General features: G+C 57.4%; 15 protein-coding genes and 1 tRNA gene. 6 read left to right on the forward strand and 10 right to left on the reverse strand.

Annotated elements, in window-relative coordinates; all coding sequences use genetic code 11:
• The first annotated feature begins 126 nt into the window (after nt 1-126).
• Nucleotides 127-891, forward strand: a complete 765-nt coding sequence (locus EO087_RS10930; RefSeq protein WP_240669026.1) for a glycosyltransferase family 2 protein — start codon at nt 127-129, stop codon at nt 889-891.
• Between the two features lie 4 nt (nt 892-895).
• Here EO087_RS10930 and EO087_RS10935 read toward each other — a convergent pair whose 3' ends face one another.
• The 4 genes from EO087_RS10935 to EO087_RS10950 all read right to left on the reverse strand — a co-directional run bounded on the left by EO087_RS10935 (nt 896) and on the right by EO087_RS10950 (nt 2,931).
• Complete coding sequence (locus EO087_RS10935; RefSeq protein ID WP_240669027.1) at nt 896-1,336, reverse strand: phosphotransferase; 441 nt, start codon at nt 1,334-1,336, stop codon at nt 896-898.
• Nucleotides 1,333-2,277: an acyltransferase gene (locus tag EO087_RS10940; protein ID WP_128898894.1), complete on the reverse strand. Its 945-nt coding sequence runs from the start codon at nt 2,275-2,277 to the stop codon at nt 1,333-1,335. Before EO087_RS10940 ends, EO087_RS10935 begins: the two co-directional genes overlap by 4 nt.
• Nucleotides 2,274-2,588, reverse strand: coding sequence for a hydroxymyristoyl-ACP dehydratase (locus EO087_RS10945; protein WP_240669028.1), 315 nt, complete (start codon nt 2,586-2,588; stop codon nt 2,274-2,276). The genes EO087_RS10940 and EO087_RS10945 overlap by 4 nt, the downstream gene beginning before the upstream one ends.
• 73 nt (nt 2,589-2,661) lie before the next feature.
• Complete coding sequence (locus EO087_RS10950) at nt 2,662-2,931, reverse strand: phosphopantetheine-binding protein (protein WP_128899907.1); 270 nt, start codon at nt 2,929-2,931, stop codon at nt 2,662-2,664.
• 109 nt (nt 2,932-3,040) lie between these two features.
• On the opposite strand from EO087_RS10950, the gene EO087_RS10955 reads away from it, so the two are divergent.
• Nucleotides 3,041-4,033: a pteridine-dependent deoxygenase gene (locus tag EO087_RS10955; RefSeq protein WP_128898895.1), complete on the forward strand. Its 993-nt coding sequence runs from the start codon at nt 3,041-3,043 to the stop codon at nt 4,031-4,033.
• Between the two features lie 223 nt (nt 4,034-4,256).
• Here the strand turns inward: EO087_RS10955 and glmU are convergent, their stop codons facing one another.
• Complete coding sequence (gene glmU, locus EO087_RS10960; protein WP_128898896.1) at nt 4,257-5,636, reverse strand: bifunctional UDP-N-acetylglucosamine diphosphorylase/glucosamine-1-phosphate N-acetyltransferase GlmU; 1,380 nt, start codon at nt 5,634-5,636, stop codon at nt 4,257-4,259.
• Between the two features lie 236 nt (nt 5,637-5,872).
• Between glmU and EO087_RS10965 the strand changes: the two genes are divergently transcribed.
• Nucleotides 5,873-6,562, forward strand: a complete 690-nt coding sequence (locus EO087_RS10965; RefSeq protein WP_128898897.1) for an SDR family oxidoreductase — start codon at nt 5,873-5,875, stop codon at nt 6,560-6,562.
• Between the two features lie 247 nt (nt 6,563-6,809).
• Here EO087_RS10965 and EO087_RS10970 read toward each other — a convergent pair.
• Together EO087_RS10970 and EO087_RS10975 are read right to left on the reverse strand one after the other, a co-directional pair.
• A tRNA-Arg gene (locus tag EO087_RS10970) sits at nt 6,810-6,886 on the reverse strand.
• Nucleotides 6,887-7,094: 208 nt separating this feature from the next.
• A complete protein-coding gene (locus tag EO087_RS10975) occupies nt 7,095-8,969 on the reverse strand; it encodes a M61 family metallopeptidase (RefSeq protein WP_205744486.1) in 1,875 nt (624 codons plus the stop codon).
• Nucleotides 8,970-9,404: 435 nt separating this feature from the next.
• Here EO087_RS10975 and EO087_RS10980 point away from each other — a divergent pair, with 435 nt between their 5' ends.
• Both EO087_RS10980 and EO087_RS10985 read left to right on the forward strand, forming a co-directional pair.
• Nucleotides 9,405-10,043, forward strand: a complete 639-nt coding sequence (locus EO087_RS10980; protein WP_164931823.1) for an outer membrane beta-barrel protein — start codon at nt 9,405-9,407, stop codon at nt 10,041-10,043.
• 371 nt (nt 10,044-10,414) lie between these two features.
• Nucleotides 10,415-10,894 (forward strand): hypothetical protein, encoded by a 480-nt coding sequence (locus EO087_RS10985; RefSeq protein ID WP_205744353.1) that lies wholly within the window; start codon nt 10,415-10,417, stop codon nt 10,892-10,894.
• A 3-nt stretch (nt 10,895-10,897) separates the two neighbouring features.
• Here EO087_RS10985 and EO087_RS10990 read toward each other — a convergent pair whose 3' ends face one another.
• From EO087_RS10990 to EO087_RS11000, 3 genes are all read right to left on the reverse strand, one after another.
• Nucleotides 10,898-12,544 (reverse strand): hypothetical protein, encoded by a 1,647-nt coding sequence (locus tag EO087_RS10990; protein WP_128898900.1) that lies wholly within the window; start codon nt 12,542-12,544, stop codon nt 10,898-10,900.
• 304 nt (nt 12,545-12,848) lie between these two features.
• Nucleotides 12,849-13,181 carry a multidrug/spermidine efflux SMR transporter subunit MdtI gene (mdtI, locus tag EO087_RS10995; RefSeq protein WP_128898901.1) on the reverse strand — a complete coding sequence of 111 codons (333 nt, stop codon included), beginning with the start codon at nt 13,179-13,181 and terminating at the stop codon, nt 12,849-12,851.
• Nucleotides 13,171-13,536 (reverse strand): SMR family transporter, encoded by a 366-nt coding sequence (locus EO087_RS11000; protein ID WP_128898902.1) that lies wholly within the window; start codon nt 13,534-13,536, stop codon nt 13,171-13,173. The genes mdtI and EO087_RS11000 overlap by 11 nt, the downstream gene beginning before the upstream one ends.
• A gap of 245 nt (nt 13,537-13,781) precedes the next feature.
• Between EO087_RS11000 and EO087_RS11005 the strand changes: the two genes are divergently transcribed.
• Nucleotides 13,782-15,044 (forward strand): carbohydrate porin, encoded by a 1,263-nt coding sequence (locus EO087_RS11005; RefSeq protein WP_128898903.1) that lies wholly within the window; start codon nt 13,782-13,784, stop codon nt 15,042-15,044.
• The last annotated feature ends 23 nt before the right edge of the window (nt 15,045-15,067 follow it).

Below are 15,067 nucleotides of genomic sequence, written 5' to 3' on the forward strand. Positions count from 1 at the left end.
CTGGATACGCATCAATCCATCTGCAGCTTGCCTGCCGCTACTGGCCATGCTTGCCAAGGGTGGAGGTGAATGCATATTGGCAGCTTCCGAAAGACTGGGCCTGCGAGTAAAGATGGAGGGCATTGCGTGAACGACGTGCCGCGCTGGTGTGTGCTGATTCCTTGCCTCAATGAGGAAAAGGCAATTGGTCACGTAGTGAAATCAGCCCTGGGGCTTGGCGTTCCGGTGATCGTCATCGATGACGGCTCGAATGATCGTACACCTGCGATCATCCGCACATTGCCAGTGACTTTTCTGCGCCATTGCCGACGGCAAGGCAAGGGTGAAGCATTGCGCACGGGTTTTCGCGAAGCCTTACGCCAGGGATTCGACGCTGTCGTGACCATGGATGGCGACGGCCAGCACTTAGCCGAAGACATTCCACGCCTGGTCGATGTCGGCAAGCGCTATCCGAATCACATCGTCATTGGCGCGCGCCTGCTGCAGCGCGAACAGCAGCCGAAGGGCCGTCGTCGTGCAAACGCCTTTGCCGACTGGGGTATCTCCTGGGCCTGCGCGCAACCGGTAGCCGATACCCAAAGTGGTCAGCGCTGGTATCCGCGCAGTGCGCTGGATCTGGTGGAGTTGAACGCCGAGAATTTCGTGTTTGAAGCCGCTGTACTCATCGCGGCGTCACGCGAAAAGGGACTCGGGATTGTCTCGATCCCGATCGCTTCGCGCTATGAAGGCTTGTTCCGGCTCAGCCATTTCAACCCCGTGCGCGATGTGTTGCGCATTACGATATACACCGTCGGTCGGGTCTTTCATTACGGCAGTATCTTTGCCAGCTATAACCGCTCGCGCGCCCAGCCGCTGGTGATTGACGATAGCTATTCACAACGTACCACCTAGGGCGTCAACATCCACTGTACATCACAGCGACGCGCCCGGATGCAAGCGTTTGCCCGCACTGATCGACCCTGAAGGCATACTGCGCGCCGCGTGCGTCAGCAAACAAGCATTCCGCAAAAACATCCAGTCGACCCTTTGAAAGATCGACGTATTCGATGGTCAACCGCACGTCACGGAGACTGACGAGCCGGCCTGATCGCACGCGGCTTTCATCGGCATCCGTTGCCAGCAAGGCAGCATGAACGGCCGAAGCCTGAGCGCCGTATTCCGCCAAGTGCACCGCGTGCAACTTCCTGGCATCGCGCAAGGGATGATCATGCGGACCATGCCTTTCAGCGATGGCGTGCACGGCCTTATCGCTCCAGTCCATCACGCGATCGAGCAAGCGCATGTCTCCGGCATGCGGAATCAGCTCGGACCAATGTGGCTGCACCAGTGTGCTCACGACTCAGGCACTGTGTTTGCACGTGGCAGCGCGACCTGCGCTTCGTCCTGCCGCCAGAAGTCGTAAAAGTTGAACCAGTTGTACGGCTCAAGGCGCGCGTAGTGCTCAAGACGCTGTGCGTAACGCTGAAGCACCACGTCGAGCGCATGATGTCGGCCATCCCGCGGAATCTCCACGCGCTCGGCAAACAGCTCGAAGCTGAGTGCGTAGCGGCGCCCCCCGCGATAAAGGCCAAAACAAAGCACTACAGGTACCTGCAGTGTATTGGCAAGCAGCCAGGGCCCGATAGGAAACGGCGCGGGTTTCCCGAGGAAGTCCGCCTTGCGCAGGACTTCGTGCGCGCGGCCTCGATCAGCCAGCAAGGCCACCATGCCACCGGCCTGGCACGTCTCTGCCACGGCAAGCGTGATGGCGGCACCGCCACGCGAAACATCAATCACCGCTTCACCTACTTTGGGGGCAAGTGCTTCGAACAACTCGGTCATCGCCGGCGTCTTCTGCTTGTCCAACAAGACGCGTAGCGGCACTTCCGGGCTACGCCCGCTGAGTGCGCGCAATACTTCGAAACTGCCTTGGTGCGAGCCGACCAGCAATACACCGCAACCTTGCGCGACGCATTGCTGAAGCTGCTCAAGCCCGTGGACTTCAATATCGAAACCCTGCTCACCCCCTGCCAGCAGATAAATGCGGTCCGCCATGGTCACGGCAAAACAATGCAGGTGCTTGAGTACCTGCCAGATCGAAGCTGGTCGGCCAAACAAGCGCGTAAGATAGTCGCGCGATGCGCGACGCTCCGGCCCACGCTTCAGGAAGTAGTAGAGCGTGATCGGGTAAAGGCACCACTGGATGAATCCACGACCGCAACGCAGGGCGACACTCATTAACAGGCCGATGGAAGCCCGGCTACCACCTTCGCGTTGTGCTTGCCAATGCGTGCTCATACCACGCCCTCGATCAGACCACGCGACAACACCTGACCATCACTCAAGATCTCAAAACGAATACGCCCAGCATTTTCGTCCAGTATCAGCTCCGCCCGTTCACCCGGATGCAACGGCGCCATGAACTTGGCTTCCAGCACGCGGACAAGGCGTTGGTCGCGCCAGGCACGCAAGGCCTTGGCGACATACTCCAGCAACACGACGCCAGGCACCAACGGCTGGCCTGGGAAATGTCCGGGCAGGCATGGGTGTTCCGGAGATACGCAGAGCACCGTTCGATAGCGGCTGTCGCTCACCTTGTGCTGGTCCACGTGAAGATACCGGTGGGGATACGCTGCTGATGATGCTGAGGACACCTGTCACGGGCCTTAAGGCAACGCAGAATCAGACGGTTCGCTCCTGTTCGATATGCGCGGACAGCATCTGCAAGTTGCTGAAAATGCGCTGGTTGTCCGGATGATCTGAACGTAGTTGCATGCCGTAGCGCTTGGAGACAGCAAGGGCGATTTCCAGGGCATCAATCGAATCCAGCCCCAACTCGCCACCGAACAACGGCGCTTGCGGATCGATCTGCGCGGGATCGACCGTCTCCAGGTTGAGGGCGTCCACGATCAGGATGGCCAGTTCGTGTTCGGCGGCGGTCTGCATGGGCATGGGCATGGGCATGGGCATGCGCGTTTCGGTGCTCCGGCTTGCATGGCCAACCCCGGCTGGGGCGGCCGTCCAGTGTAACATAGGGTCCATATGGTCCCCGGTTACAAGCATGGCTCAGGCAAGCGAAAATCTGCAGGTCCAGACAGGCCTGATGCGCAGTCCACGCGTCACCTACCGGATGGCCAATCCACAGGCACCGCTGGCCGAACCTGGCACCCTGGCCGCCTTCGGATTTGGTTCCGGAGCGCCCGACTGTAGCGACCCACGCTGGCTGCAAGTCGCCCTCGAGTGCTTCGATGCCCCCGCTCCATTTGAGCTGTGGCAGGTAGACGGCGAAGTCATCTGCGGCCGCCAGGACGCCGTGCGCTGGTCCGCCGGTGGCGGTTGGCTGTTCGTCGCCATCGAGCTGGACGAGCGTGATTTCGACGATCCCGAAACCACCGCGCGCCAGGCTTATGCGACGCTGCGTCAATTCATGCAGACACGCAACGAACGCTGTGTGTTGCGCATCTGGAATTACATCAGCGATATCAACGATGGCGAAGGGGACGCGGAGCGCTACAGGCAGTTCTGCGACGGCCGCGCCGCAGGCCTCGGTGACTTCTTCACGAATGGTTTTCCAGCCGCCACGGCAATCGGTCATCACCAGCGCAGGCACCTGCTGCAGATCTACTTGCTGGCAAGTACTGAAGCTGGACTGGCTATCGAGAATCCACGCCAAGTGAGTGCTTGGCGCTATCCGCGTCAGTATGGCCGCACGTCACCTGGCTTTGCGCGAGCCATGCTGATGCCCGCTCGTGATGCCCTGGCAATTTCCGGCACCGCGGCCGTGGTAGGCCATGCATCGGCGCACGAAGGTGATCTGGAAGCACAGCTCAACGAGACGCTGACCAATCTGGAAGCATTGCTCGCAACGGCGGACATGCCAGCCGGCTTCGATACCCATTCACCACTCAAGGCATATGTGCGCCATACCGTCGATGCGCCACGCGTGCGCGACATCCTGCATCAACGTCTGCCGGGAGTGCCGGTGCTGCTTATGCACGGCGACGTTTGCCGTCGCGAGCTGCTGGTGGAAATCGACGGCTGGCGCTTTGTCTGAAAACGTGGCTTGATCAGCGTGTCGACGTCGCAGCGTGCAATGACTGATGTAGCCCTCCGGACCGATATCTCCCACGACAAGACCTGCACGCATCAGCGCCTGTTTATGGTATCGATGCGAAGATGCATGGCGTTGTATCGGCGGGCAAGCTTCCGTGCAATGGACGTCTTGCCGGTTCCTGGCAATCCACCCAGTGCGATCAATATACCTGCTGCGTGCGGCATCAGGGTGACTTGGTTTTTTTCAGCGGACGCTTCCAGTCCGGAAACGTGACCTGGCGAGCTCGCGCAACAGTCAACTCATCGGCTGGCGCATCTTTGGTAATCACCGAGCCTGCGCCGATCGTTGCTCCGGCGCCAACCGTCACCGGCGCCACTAAAGCCGTGTTGGAACCAATGAAAACGCCATCCTCGATGGTCGTGACAAACTTGTTCACGCCGTCGTAATTACAGGTGATGGTACCTGCTCCAATATTGACACCGCGACCGATCACCGTGTCGCCAAGATAGGTGAGATGGTTGGCCTTGCTGTCTTCACCAATGTGTGTTTTCTTGGTTTCCACAAAGTTGCCGATATGCACACCGGAGGCCAATTCCGTACCCGGACGTAGACGGGCAAACGGACCGATAATGCATGGACCGTGAGTGATAACGCCCTCCAGATCACAATGCGCGTGCACGACCGTACCTGCTGCGAGCCGCACGTCTTTCAGGCGTGTGTAAGGCCCGATGCGCACATCCTCACCGAGTTGCACACTGCCCTCGAAAACCACATCGATATCTATCTCCACATCGGACGCCACGTTGACATCACCTCGCACGTCAACGCGACGCGGGTCGGCCATTCGTGCGCCAAGCGCCATCAGTGCATGCGTGGTACGTTGGCGATAAGCATCCTCCAGTTCGGCCAATTGCCAAGGATTGTTGGCACCCGCCGCTTCCACTGGATCCTCGCATTCAATGCTTTGTGCGGCACGATTTTCCACTGCCGCCTGTTTGAAGATATCCGTGAGGTAATACTCACCTTGCGCGTTGTTGCAATTCAGGCTGCCGATCCAGCGTTTGAGTGAAGCGGCTTCCGCTGTGAGGATGCCGGTATTGATCAGATTAATAGCACGTTGCGTTTCATCTGCATCCTTCTCCTCGATCACGGCTCGCACATAACCATTGCCATCACGCAGCACACGGCCATAGCCATGCGGATTGGCAACGCGTGTCGCCAACATGGTCAGACTGCCTTCCGTTTGCACCAACCGCTGAAGTGTTTCCGCACGGGTAAGCGGCACATCACCATAAAGCACCAGCACTTGCGCGTTATCCGCTACGTTACGCAAGGCCTGGCCCACGGCGTGACCGGTGCCGAGTTGCTCCGCCTGCAAGGTCCACCGCAGGTCCGGCTGACCATCGAACGCTGCCAGCACCTGTTCGCCGTGGAAGCCATATACCATGTGGATGGCTTCCGGTCGCAATACTCTTGCCGTCGCCAATACGTGCGCTAACAGTGACCGGCCAGCCAGAGGCATCAGTACCTTGGCCTTTTTTGACTTCATGCGCTTGCCCTCGCCGGCAGCGAGGACGATGACATGGAGGGGCAGGCTATTCATGGCTTGGAAGTCCACAGATCGAAGCGGACAAGCTTAGCAGCCAAACGCTGACAGGCGGCCTCCTAACTGGGCCATGCAAGGGCGCTTGAAAGTCATGGCCGGATGCATGACCACGGCCATAAAAATGGATACCGTCCGTAGGCATTTTCACTAAAAAATAAAAGAAGTGCCAATTTAGGCGCTGTGCTACTTGTCCGACAGGCACAATGATTTCCCCTCCTTGTCGGGTTTCGATCATGACCAAGACGTTTTTCATTACAGGCGGCACCAGTGGTATTGGCGAAGCGACTGCGCGACTTGCCGTGGCGGAAGGCCATAAGGTCTACATCACAGGCCGCAGCCAGGATCGGCTACGTAGCTTTATTGAATCTTTTGGCGCGACAGCAAGCGAGCACGTCGCTGGCGACATTGTCGATGCGGGTTCGTGGGAAGACACGCAACGTGCGGTGGACGCGTGTGTAAAGCGCTTCGGCGGCCTGGACGTTGCCTTCGCCAATGCCGGCTTTTCTTCGCGCGGCAACTTGGTCAGCGGCGACCCAGAAAGCTGGCGCGACATGGTCATGACCAATGTGCTCGGCCCGGTGTTGTTGATCAAGGCCACAGTGCCGCATCTCACGCAAAGCCGAGGGCATTTCTTGTTCACCGGCAGTACGGCCGGGCGCAAGGTCTATCCGGGCAATCTTTACACGGCAACCAAATGGGCCGTAACAGGCTTGGCAGAAAGTCTGCGGCAACAGGTGGTGGGAACCGGCATACGGGTCAGTGTGATTTCACCCGGTCATGTCGACACACCACTATGGGCTGCAAAGGAGACGCACATGATGTCGCCCGACGATGTCGCACGCGCCATTATGTGGATCCTCGCTCAACCTGAGCACCTGGACATGAGCGAGATGATCATGAGGGCACTCGGACAGGAATTCTGAGCATCCACATTAATTTACATCGGGCAGGGAGCCGGTAACCTGACCACTCCCACCCCTGTACGTGCGGCTCCGCATACGGCGGCTCATACCAGACGCCGAAGATAGCGAGCGACGCTGGCTAAACTGACCACGCCCAACCCATCGAAGAAGGCTTTTGGAAAAGCGAGATTCAATAGGCAAAGCGTCACCGCAGCCGGCCTCCGCTTTGTGCAGCGTAACGCGCAACAGCGATCAAGCACTAGCTAAATGGCGCGCCCGGAGGGATTCGAACCCCCGACCAATGGCTTCGGAAGCCACTACTCTATCCAGCTGAGCTACGAGCGCATGGTGTGGAAACGCGCTGAAACAAGGCATTCAAGGAATGTGGACCAGCGGCGAATAAGAAGTATAGCGGAGTTGCGCGGTCACGCCCATGGATGAGTTTTATGGTAAGCGTGACCTCTCACTACACTCCTCTTCCTCACTCCTCAAAGCGGTGCTGTCCATGGCACCTTCCCGTGTCCCCGAAGGAGGGAGGGATAAAAGCGCAGAATCAGCGCGCCTTAATGAGCTGGCTCAGCATATCCGGCTTGCTGGTGTCGCGCTCTAGGTGCGGATACTTCAGGCCACCGTGGTAATCGATGCGCACGGTCTTGTACTCATCGAAGTTCTTCATCAGTAGTTCGATCGGCTGACTGGTGTCCTTAGCGGCAGTTATCGCATCCTTGATCGCATCGGGATCGTAGCTGTGCCCGTTCACCGCAACGATCGTCATGCCAGGCGATACCCCAGCGTTGAAGGCCGGACCATCCCACAGTACATCGTTGATGGCGCCGTCCTTGCCGACCGAGACGCCCAGCGAGAAGGTGAGATCGGCGGTGTGGCGGAACGCTTCCATCGCTTTGATCGCGTCGGATGGTTTGTCGTTGTAGACCAGTTTCCAGCCGTGCGAGGCCAGACCACCAATCAACGGGCCATGACCATCCAGGCGCGTGCGCAGGTAGCTCGCCCAATCATACGGTGCAATGTCATTGAGCGTTTTGACCACATCCTCGAAGGTGTAGGGGTCCACGTCCCATGCACCGGGATTCACACCGAAGAATGCTTTGGCGAAATCGTCGATGCTCTTCTTGTTGCCGGTGAGTTCGCGCAGCTTGCCGTCCACATCCAGCCAGATCATCTGGCCCGCCGAGTAGTAATCCTCGCTGCCCTGGTAGTTGCGATACGGCAGTGGACTGCGTTGGGCGATGGTCGGGTCGTTGGTGGTGTCCTGCACGTTGCGCCAGCTCGCCAGACCCGGACGACCCTTGTCGTAGGTGGCAGCGACGAAGGCGAGCACCTCGTGGAATTGATCGCTGCTCCACAATCCCGAACGCGCGGCAACCACGTGACCCCAGAACTGGGTCTGGCCTTCATACACCCACAGTAGCGAATCGCCCATCGGCACATTGAAGTTCGGCGTGGCTAGGTCGGCGCCGCAGCGGTATTTTCCGTCCCAGGAATGGTTGAACTCGTGCGAGAGCAAGTCACGCATCAACCAGTTCTTGTCCCATTCGGTGAAGTAACCGGAGGGCGTACCATTTTCACTGGACCGGTGATGCTCCAGGCCATTACCACTCATCTTGTCGCTGAGCGAGAACAGGAAGTCGTAATGATCGTAATGATGCGCACCGTACAACTTATACATCTGCCGAATCAGTTGCTTGTGGACCTTGATCTGCTCGGGCGTGATTTGGAGATACTTCGGATCGTCCGCGACCAAGTCCATGTGCACCGGCGTGCTGGCGCCCGGATCAAGGTCGATGCGCTTTAAGTACTTGCCAGCATAAATCGGCGAATCGACCAGATCGTCGTAGTTGATCGACTTGAAGTGCGTGGTCTGGCCATCTTGTGAGGCGACCTCCAACGCTGATCCAAACTGCCAGCCTACGGGAAGCTTCACGCTGGGCTCGGCTTGAATCTGACGTGCGAAATAGCCTGCTGGATACAGGGAAACCGTGTTCCACTGCAGGTTGAGCATTTCCGGCGTCATCACCACGCGGCCCTGGCGGGTGTCCTGCGGCGAGAGATACTGGAATTCGACCTCCACGGCATTCGCGCCCTGCGGTACATCCACATGGAAGGCGTAGACGTTGTATTCGTCACGCGTCCACGACAGCACCTGACCGTTGGCTTTCACCACCAGGCCGGCGAACTTGTCGACCGGGCCGCTGGGCGAGTGATGGCCCGGAATCCATTGCGGATACAGCAAGGTGAGCGGACCCGGCGCTGCCGGCACCACTTCGTGCACGCGGAACACGCGATGGGCGACACCGGTGGCATCGACATCGATCTTCAGCGTACCTGCGCTATAGGGCACGTTCTGCGGAGCAGGCACATCGTCGGCATGAACAGCGAAGGCGGTGCATCCCAGCGCGGTGGCGAGCATGACGGCAGTAAGTGGATGTCGTTTCAAAGTGTTCTCCTGGAGCGGCAATTGGCTGCGGGTCACAGCGTGCTCGATCACGGACGTGTTTGATCACGGACGTGCTCAATCACAAAAGTGAACGCGGCATAAGTGCCCGATGCTAGCTATCCGCATGCATCGCTCTCTCCTGCCAGAGGTAACGGGCTAAAACAGGATTTGTTGGTTTTCGGCGCTGTGCAAGAGCGCGGCCTGGATCAGCAAATTCGTCAATTTTCGTAAGAGATCACGTAATTGTTTGTGACGGTTAAAACTGAACAGTAGCTTCCGCGTAGAAGGTTGCAGAAAGTTTGCGGTAAGAGAGATGTTACAATGTCGTTACATCGCGTATCCCCGCGCGATCCGCACTGTGACATCCCCATCACTAGTGTCGGCCAATAAAAAGAGATGGAGTCCTCCATGAACAAGCTAGCTCTCTCGGCCGCTGTGGCCGCCCTTGCCCTCTCCCCCGTGCTGAGCCAGGCCGCCCCCGCGGACGACACCAGCACCGCCACCTACGGCGCCAACGTCAACCCGAATTGGCAGGATAATTTCTTCGTTGCCGGTAACCTGGGCCAGACCCAGGCCCGTACCAGCGAACTCGACCACAAGAACAGCGTGTTCCAGAACGTGCGTTTCGGCTGGCGCTGGAATGGCATTATCGGTCCAGAACTCGGCTACGTGTACCTCGGACGTCCCAAGGCCGACATCGGTAACGGCTTGGCCTCGCTTTCGGCCAAGCCACAGGCCGCCACGATCGGCCTGAACGCCAAGTACAACTTCTACCAGGGCTGGTATGTGACCGGCCACGCAGGCTACCTGCGCTCGCGCACCAAGGCGACGCTTACCAGCGGCGACTATCAGTTCCGCGATCAAACCTGGAACAACGGCCTGTACGCTGGCCTGGGTATTGGCTACGACGTCACCAAGAACGTCAGCGTGGCGTTGAACTACGACGATTACCGCATCCAGACCGGCAACAATACTGACACCAATCTGCTGGGCCACAGCCGCACCAACATCGCTGCGTACTCTGCCTCGGTGGAATACCGCTTCTAAGCGAGTGCTTGACCACCATGCTCCGGCATGGTGGTCACCCTCAAAAATCCCCCCTCGTTTCTTGATCACATTGTTTGATCCATGGCCCGCATGGCGAGTTCATAGCCCGCCAGGCGCTCTTGAAGTCGAAACCAGCCATGCTAGATCGTGTCCCATTCGGGACGACCCGTTCGCTTGGTGTCGGGTTACATTCAGGCGATGCCCAAGAGAAAAATGGATGCTCCATCGCGTCAATGAAACGTGAAGAAGATCCGCTACTATCTACCTATCAAACATTTGCGCACGTATGCAAGACACTACTCTTTTGCACACATTTCCCCTGCTACATTGTTGCTTCCGGTAGGCAACTACCATTTACAAGGGGAAATCCCATGCGCACTAAAGCAAATTTCATTCGTAACGCCACACTGACCAGCCTGTTTGCTCTTTGCGCAAGCTCGACAGCCTTTGCCCAGACTGCCACGCCCTCCACCGGGCTGGGCCAAGCCTGGCCGAACGCTACCGACGTCAGTGCCAGCCCGAACTGGCACGTGTATGTGTTCGTACTCAACGGCGTGAAGTACATTCAGGTCAATGATTTGAACGGTACCGTGCACGCGGCGGTTGCTACCGCAAACGGCACGCTGATGGCACTTCCCGTGGGCGTGGACGCTCAGAATGTCACAACGACAACGGCAGCTCAGTCCGTGTCTTCGACAAATTCCGCCACGCAGACCGTTTACAACGACGGCACTACAGCCATCACCGCAACACCGCAGAGCAGCGGCGCCACGCAGATCAAGGTAAAGACAAACGCTTGCCCCACATTGGATTGCAGTGGTGGCTCCATCATGAGCGGTGGTTCGCTGTAATTGTTATTTCACCCAGAGGCGCAGAGGTGCGGAAGCCGGTTTTGAGCTCCGCACCTCTCGTGCTGCGTCATGCAGCAGTGCGGTAACTTGCAACTTGTTCCCAGGCGTGCGCGTATGCAGCACACCATCAAAGATGCGCACTTGATCGCGCATTTCTACCACGTCAAGCGCACTAGCTCCTAGCTTTGAAGCCAACCGCTGGCGCTCCTCGGACAGATAGACGGCGTTGGCGACGCCAGTTTCATCCAGGGATCCTTCCACACGTAGCACCACCCAACGCTTTCCATTGGTTTCTCCGCCGCGAAGCACCAACTTGACTCTTGTGCAGGCAAGCCGAGAGCTTACATAGACAACTGCCTCGCACGCCGTACGGTAGGTTGCGGTAAGCACAGCTGGCGCCAGACGCGTAAACCCACGCCCGGTGATTTCGCAGCGATAAGCAATGCCCGCTTCATCAAGTGCGCGCGCAATGGTCTCGTTCAATGCCGCCGGCAAGCCCCGTTCGCGCCACGCAACCGGGTGCATGCTTTCCGCGAGCTGATAGACCTGATTTTGCGTTGCCATTGCCTGTTTATAGAACGCATGGCTTTCAATGTTCGGCACGATACGCCGCATCTGCTCAAGCAGGCGCCCATTGGTGATGTGCAAGGTACCCGCAAGGTACTCCAGCGCCTGTGACGTCTGCCGCATGCGTTGCTCGCCAAGCTGAAGGCTTTGCCTTGCGATGCGTTGCACATTCAACATGCTTTCCCGTTCACACTCTTCTTGCATTAGCTGCGCACTGATACGCGCGCCCAGCGCAAACAGTCCCGTAACCGCAAGCATCAGAAATGCCTGCGGTGCATACATCCTGACATCCGGCTCGCTGGTGTATGACAAGGAAACGCAAGCAATGGCCAGTGGCGCACCCATCCCTACTGCCCGCCAGCCATATTTAAGCGTAAGCCAAGCTAACGGAATAAACATCGCCATGGGAGCTATTTGCTTAATTTCGTTACCACCCGAAAATTCCAGCCAAGCAAGAACAGCCAATGTAGGCATGAAGATAGCGACAATATCCAACAGCAATTTGCTGCGTAAAATCTGGTGCACTTGCTCCTTCACATGACCTGCGCGGTAATCCAGCTTTGCCATCACTGCCCATGGCATGACAGAAAGAATGGCCAAGTAAGGCCCCATGAAGAAAGCCGCAACGATTAAGGGATCCGAGGAGATCGGATGGCTTTGATCGATACTCAGCGAATAAACAATAGAGCTGTTAGCCGTGCCTGCCACGGAAGCGAGCAAAACACAGGCAATCAGTGCCCTGATATCCACAAGATGTTTGGAGGGGAAAGGAGGCATCCAGGTACGACACCACCAGATGACTGGCATCACCAACAACGAAGGTGGAACCGCGCGAGCCAACACCCAATTCAAGCCCTGAGAATCTAGGCATGCATAAGCGTTGTACGCATTAGGCAGTGCCTCACCCAACAGAAAGGCCGGCCAAAAGCGGTAAGGAAGCAACAGCAAGCCGACAAAACGCACGCCGGCAACGATTGGCCAATGCGCGGTCGAATAAGGGTGAAGGACGACGTAAAGCAAGGCATAACCGACAGTGACGCCGATCTGCGCCAACCACTCGTTTTTCCACAATACCTTTCCCATGCTCAGCGCCCCTTCTCGAACCACTTTTTGCGCCCGCCGCGTAGCTATCAGTATGCCTATAAAACTAATGAATTATGAAACAATTTCCGGCGTGAAGTCGGCGTGAGCCACACTCGGCGGCCACAGCCCCGTTCATAGTGTTGCCATCCTATACATATCAATGGGTTAACTGCATTACGCTATAACTTTCCAAGTTTAGACATTCATGAATGACCCACTTTGCTGCAGCCATCTATCCATACTTTCCGGCTCCGGGTTGGCTCGGATCTTTTCGACTGGCAACACCTATCGCGAGATGTCACGATCATGTGAATTTCAGCAGCACGACTCCCGCCATGATCCATGCCAAACCCAGCCATCCCGAAGCTCGCAGGCGCTCCCCAAACAGGGTGATGCCGAAGACAGCCGTGGCAATCAGACCCACGCCACCCCAGATGCCATAAGCCACTGAGAGCTGGATGCCTTCGATCGCATAGCTCAACGCCGTGAACGCAGCCAGCGCACAAACAATCGCCGTTACGGCGGGTAGCTTGCGCCGGAAGCCCACGGAAAATTTCATCAGCACGTTGGCGGCGATTTCCAACGCTATCGCGATGGCAAGGTAAAGCAGATGGATGGGCGCGAAATCAGGCAGCATGATCGCCTCCTGTCGCCATGGCATGCGACTTTTCATCGGTACCATGCTCCAGCAGCACGATGCCCGCGATGATTACAATGATCGCAACGATCTTAAGCACACCCAGCGACTCGGCAAACAGCCACGCGCTGCAAAGTGTGATCAGCACCAGTCCCAGGCTTTCCCAGGCGCCATACGCCACCGCCAGCGGAATGCGCGCCACCGCCAGGGCGAGTGTGGTGTAGGAAAGCACCAACATCACATACATCACGCCAAGGCCAAGCAGATGGGCGTTGTGGCTGGCGCCGTATTTCATGGCAAGGGTACCGATGACTTCGGTGAGAATGGCGCAGGCCATGAATAGCCAGTGACGCATGGGTCGACTCCTTATACCTGAATCAGGATCGCTTGCATCGATCATATCGACTTGCAATCAACGCTTTACACCAGAACGCTTCGATCATCAGTGCATGGCAATCAATGTTTCTTGCGCCTTGAAATGAACGCGACAGTTATGCATCCCGTCACATTTATGTCATAATAGTACGAATTACCCTCATCATTAGAGCTTTTTTCTTGGAAAAGATATCGCACGGACGCCGTTGTATTGCAGCTTGCTGCATGTTACTCGGCACAACCATCGCTTGCCCCGTCCAGGCCAGCAACAGTCCTTATTTATTGGGTGACTGGAACGGTGAACGTACTCACCTTTCCGATCAAGGCATTGATTTCAACTTCGGCTACACCAGCGAATTGGCGCACAATTTCAACGGTGGCACCCGACACCTGACGCGCTATACAGATCAGTGGAACTTCGGCGCCACGTTTGACCTAGACAAGCTGTGGGGCTGGAAAGGTAGCCGTTTCCAGATCATGGTGTCCGAACGCAACGGCCGCAATCTCACCGCTGATGCGCATTTGCCCGTGTATCAGCAGGTGCAAGAGGTGTATGGCCGCGGTCAGACCTGGCACCTGACCATCTTCGCCTTCAACCAGAGATTCTTCGGCGACAAACTCGAATGGAGTATCGGCCGCCTGCCGGTGGGCTCGGATTTCGACAGTTTCTCCTGCGATTTCCAGAACCTCACGTTCTGTGGCTCGCCGCCCGGCAATATCGCGGGTGACTACTGGATCAACTGGCCGACCAGCCAGTGGGCCACTTGGCTGAAGTGGAACACCACTGAGCAGACTTACATCAAGCTCGGTGCGTATCAACTCAATCCCAAGTACATCGACAACGACTGGGCGCGTACCAATGGCTGGAAACTCAATTTTCCCGGCGGCACCACCGGGGCGCTGATTCCGCTTGAATTCGGCTGGACGCCCAGTGTCAATGGCCTGCCCGGCAGTTACAAAGTGGGCGGCTGGTACAACAACGCTGGCGGCTCGGATCTCTATTACGACATCAATCGGCAACCGATCGCCATCACCGGCGAAGCGCCTTTGCAGGATAGTTCGCGTTACGGCGGCTATCTGGGTTTTCAGCAACAGATCAGCGGTATCGCTGGCGGAAACGGCGTAACGGTGTTCGCCAATGCCACCATGACTGATGCGCAGACATCGCCAACGGATCGCCAGTTCGCCATCGGCGCCGAGTACAAAGGACCGTTCAATCGCGACAACGACATGATCGGCTTCGCTGTCGGCGCCACCCATGGAAGCAGTCGCCTCGCGGCTTACCAACGCCTGTATAACCAGCTCAATCCGAACAATCCGGTACCTGTGCAAAGCGGCTACGAATACGCTGCCGAACTTTTCTACAGTTGGTCGCCGATCCCATCGATCCAACTGCGACCCAACTTGCAGTACGTAGCCCATCCAGGTGGCACCAGCCAAAACGGCCACGTGTTCGTGCTTGGCCTGAAGAGCATCATCGCGTTCTGACAAGACAGGGCCCAGTCTTGCGC

Source organism: Dyella sp. M7H15-1 (assembly GCF_004114615.1).
Taxonomy (GTDB): domain Bacteria; phylum Pseudomonadota; class Gammaproteobacteria; order Xanthomonadales; family Rhodanobacteraceae; genus Dyella_B.

Coding starts and splice junctions, on each gene's coding strand:
- EO087_RS10940 (WP_128898894.1), bottom strand. CDS start 2,277: ATGAGCACGCATTGGCAAGCACAACGCGAAGGTGGTAGCCGGGCTTCC.
- EO087_RS10950 (WP_128899907.1), bottom strand. CDS start 2,931: ATGCCCATGCAGACCGCCGCCGAACACGAACTGGCCATCCTGATCGTG.
- EO087_RS10955 (WP_128898895.1), top strand. CDS start 3,041: ATGGCTCAGGCAAGCGAAAATCTGCAGGTCCAGACAGGCCTGATGCGC.
- glmU (WP_128898896.1), bottom strand. CDS start 5,636: ATGAATAGCCTGCCCCTCCATGTCATCGTCCTCGCTGCCGGCGAGGGC.
- EO087_RS10965 (WP_128898897.1), top strand. CDS start 5,873: ATGACCAAGACGTTTTTCATTACAGGCGGCACCAGTGGTATTGGCGAA.
- EO087_RS10975 (WP_205744486.1), bottom strand. CDS start 8,969: ATGCTCGCCACCGCGCTGGGATGCACCGCCTTCGCTGTTCATGCCGAC.
- EO087_RS10980 (WP_164931823.1), top strand. CDS start 9,405: ATGAACAAGCTAGCTCTCTCGGCCGCTGTGGCCGCCCTTGCCCTCTCC.
- EO087_RS10985 (WP_205744353.1), top strand. CDS start 10,415: ATGCGCACTAAAGCAAATTTCATTCGTAACGCCACACTGACCAGCCTG.
- EO087_RS10990 (WP_128898900.1), bottom strand. CDS start 12,544: ATGGGAAAGGTATTGTGGAAAAACGAGTGGTTGGCGCAGATCGGCGTC.
- mdtI (WP_128898901.1), bottom strand. CDS start 13,181: ATGCTGCCTGATTTCGCGCCCATCCATCTGCTTTACCTTGCCATCGCG.
- EO087_RS11000 (WP_128898902.1), bottom strand. CDS start 13,536: ATGCGTCACTGGCTATTCATGGCCTGCGCCATTCTCACCGAAGTCATC.
- EO087_RS11005 (WP_128898903.1), top strand. CDS start 13,782: ATGTTACTCGGCACAACCATCGCTTGCCCCGTCCAGGCCAGCAACAGT.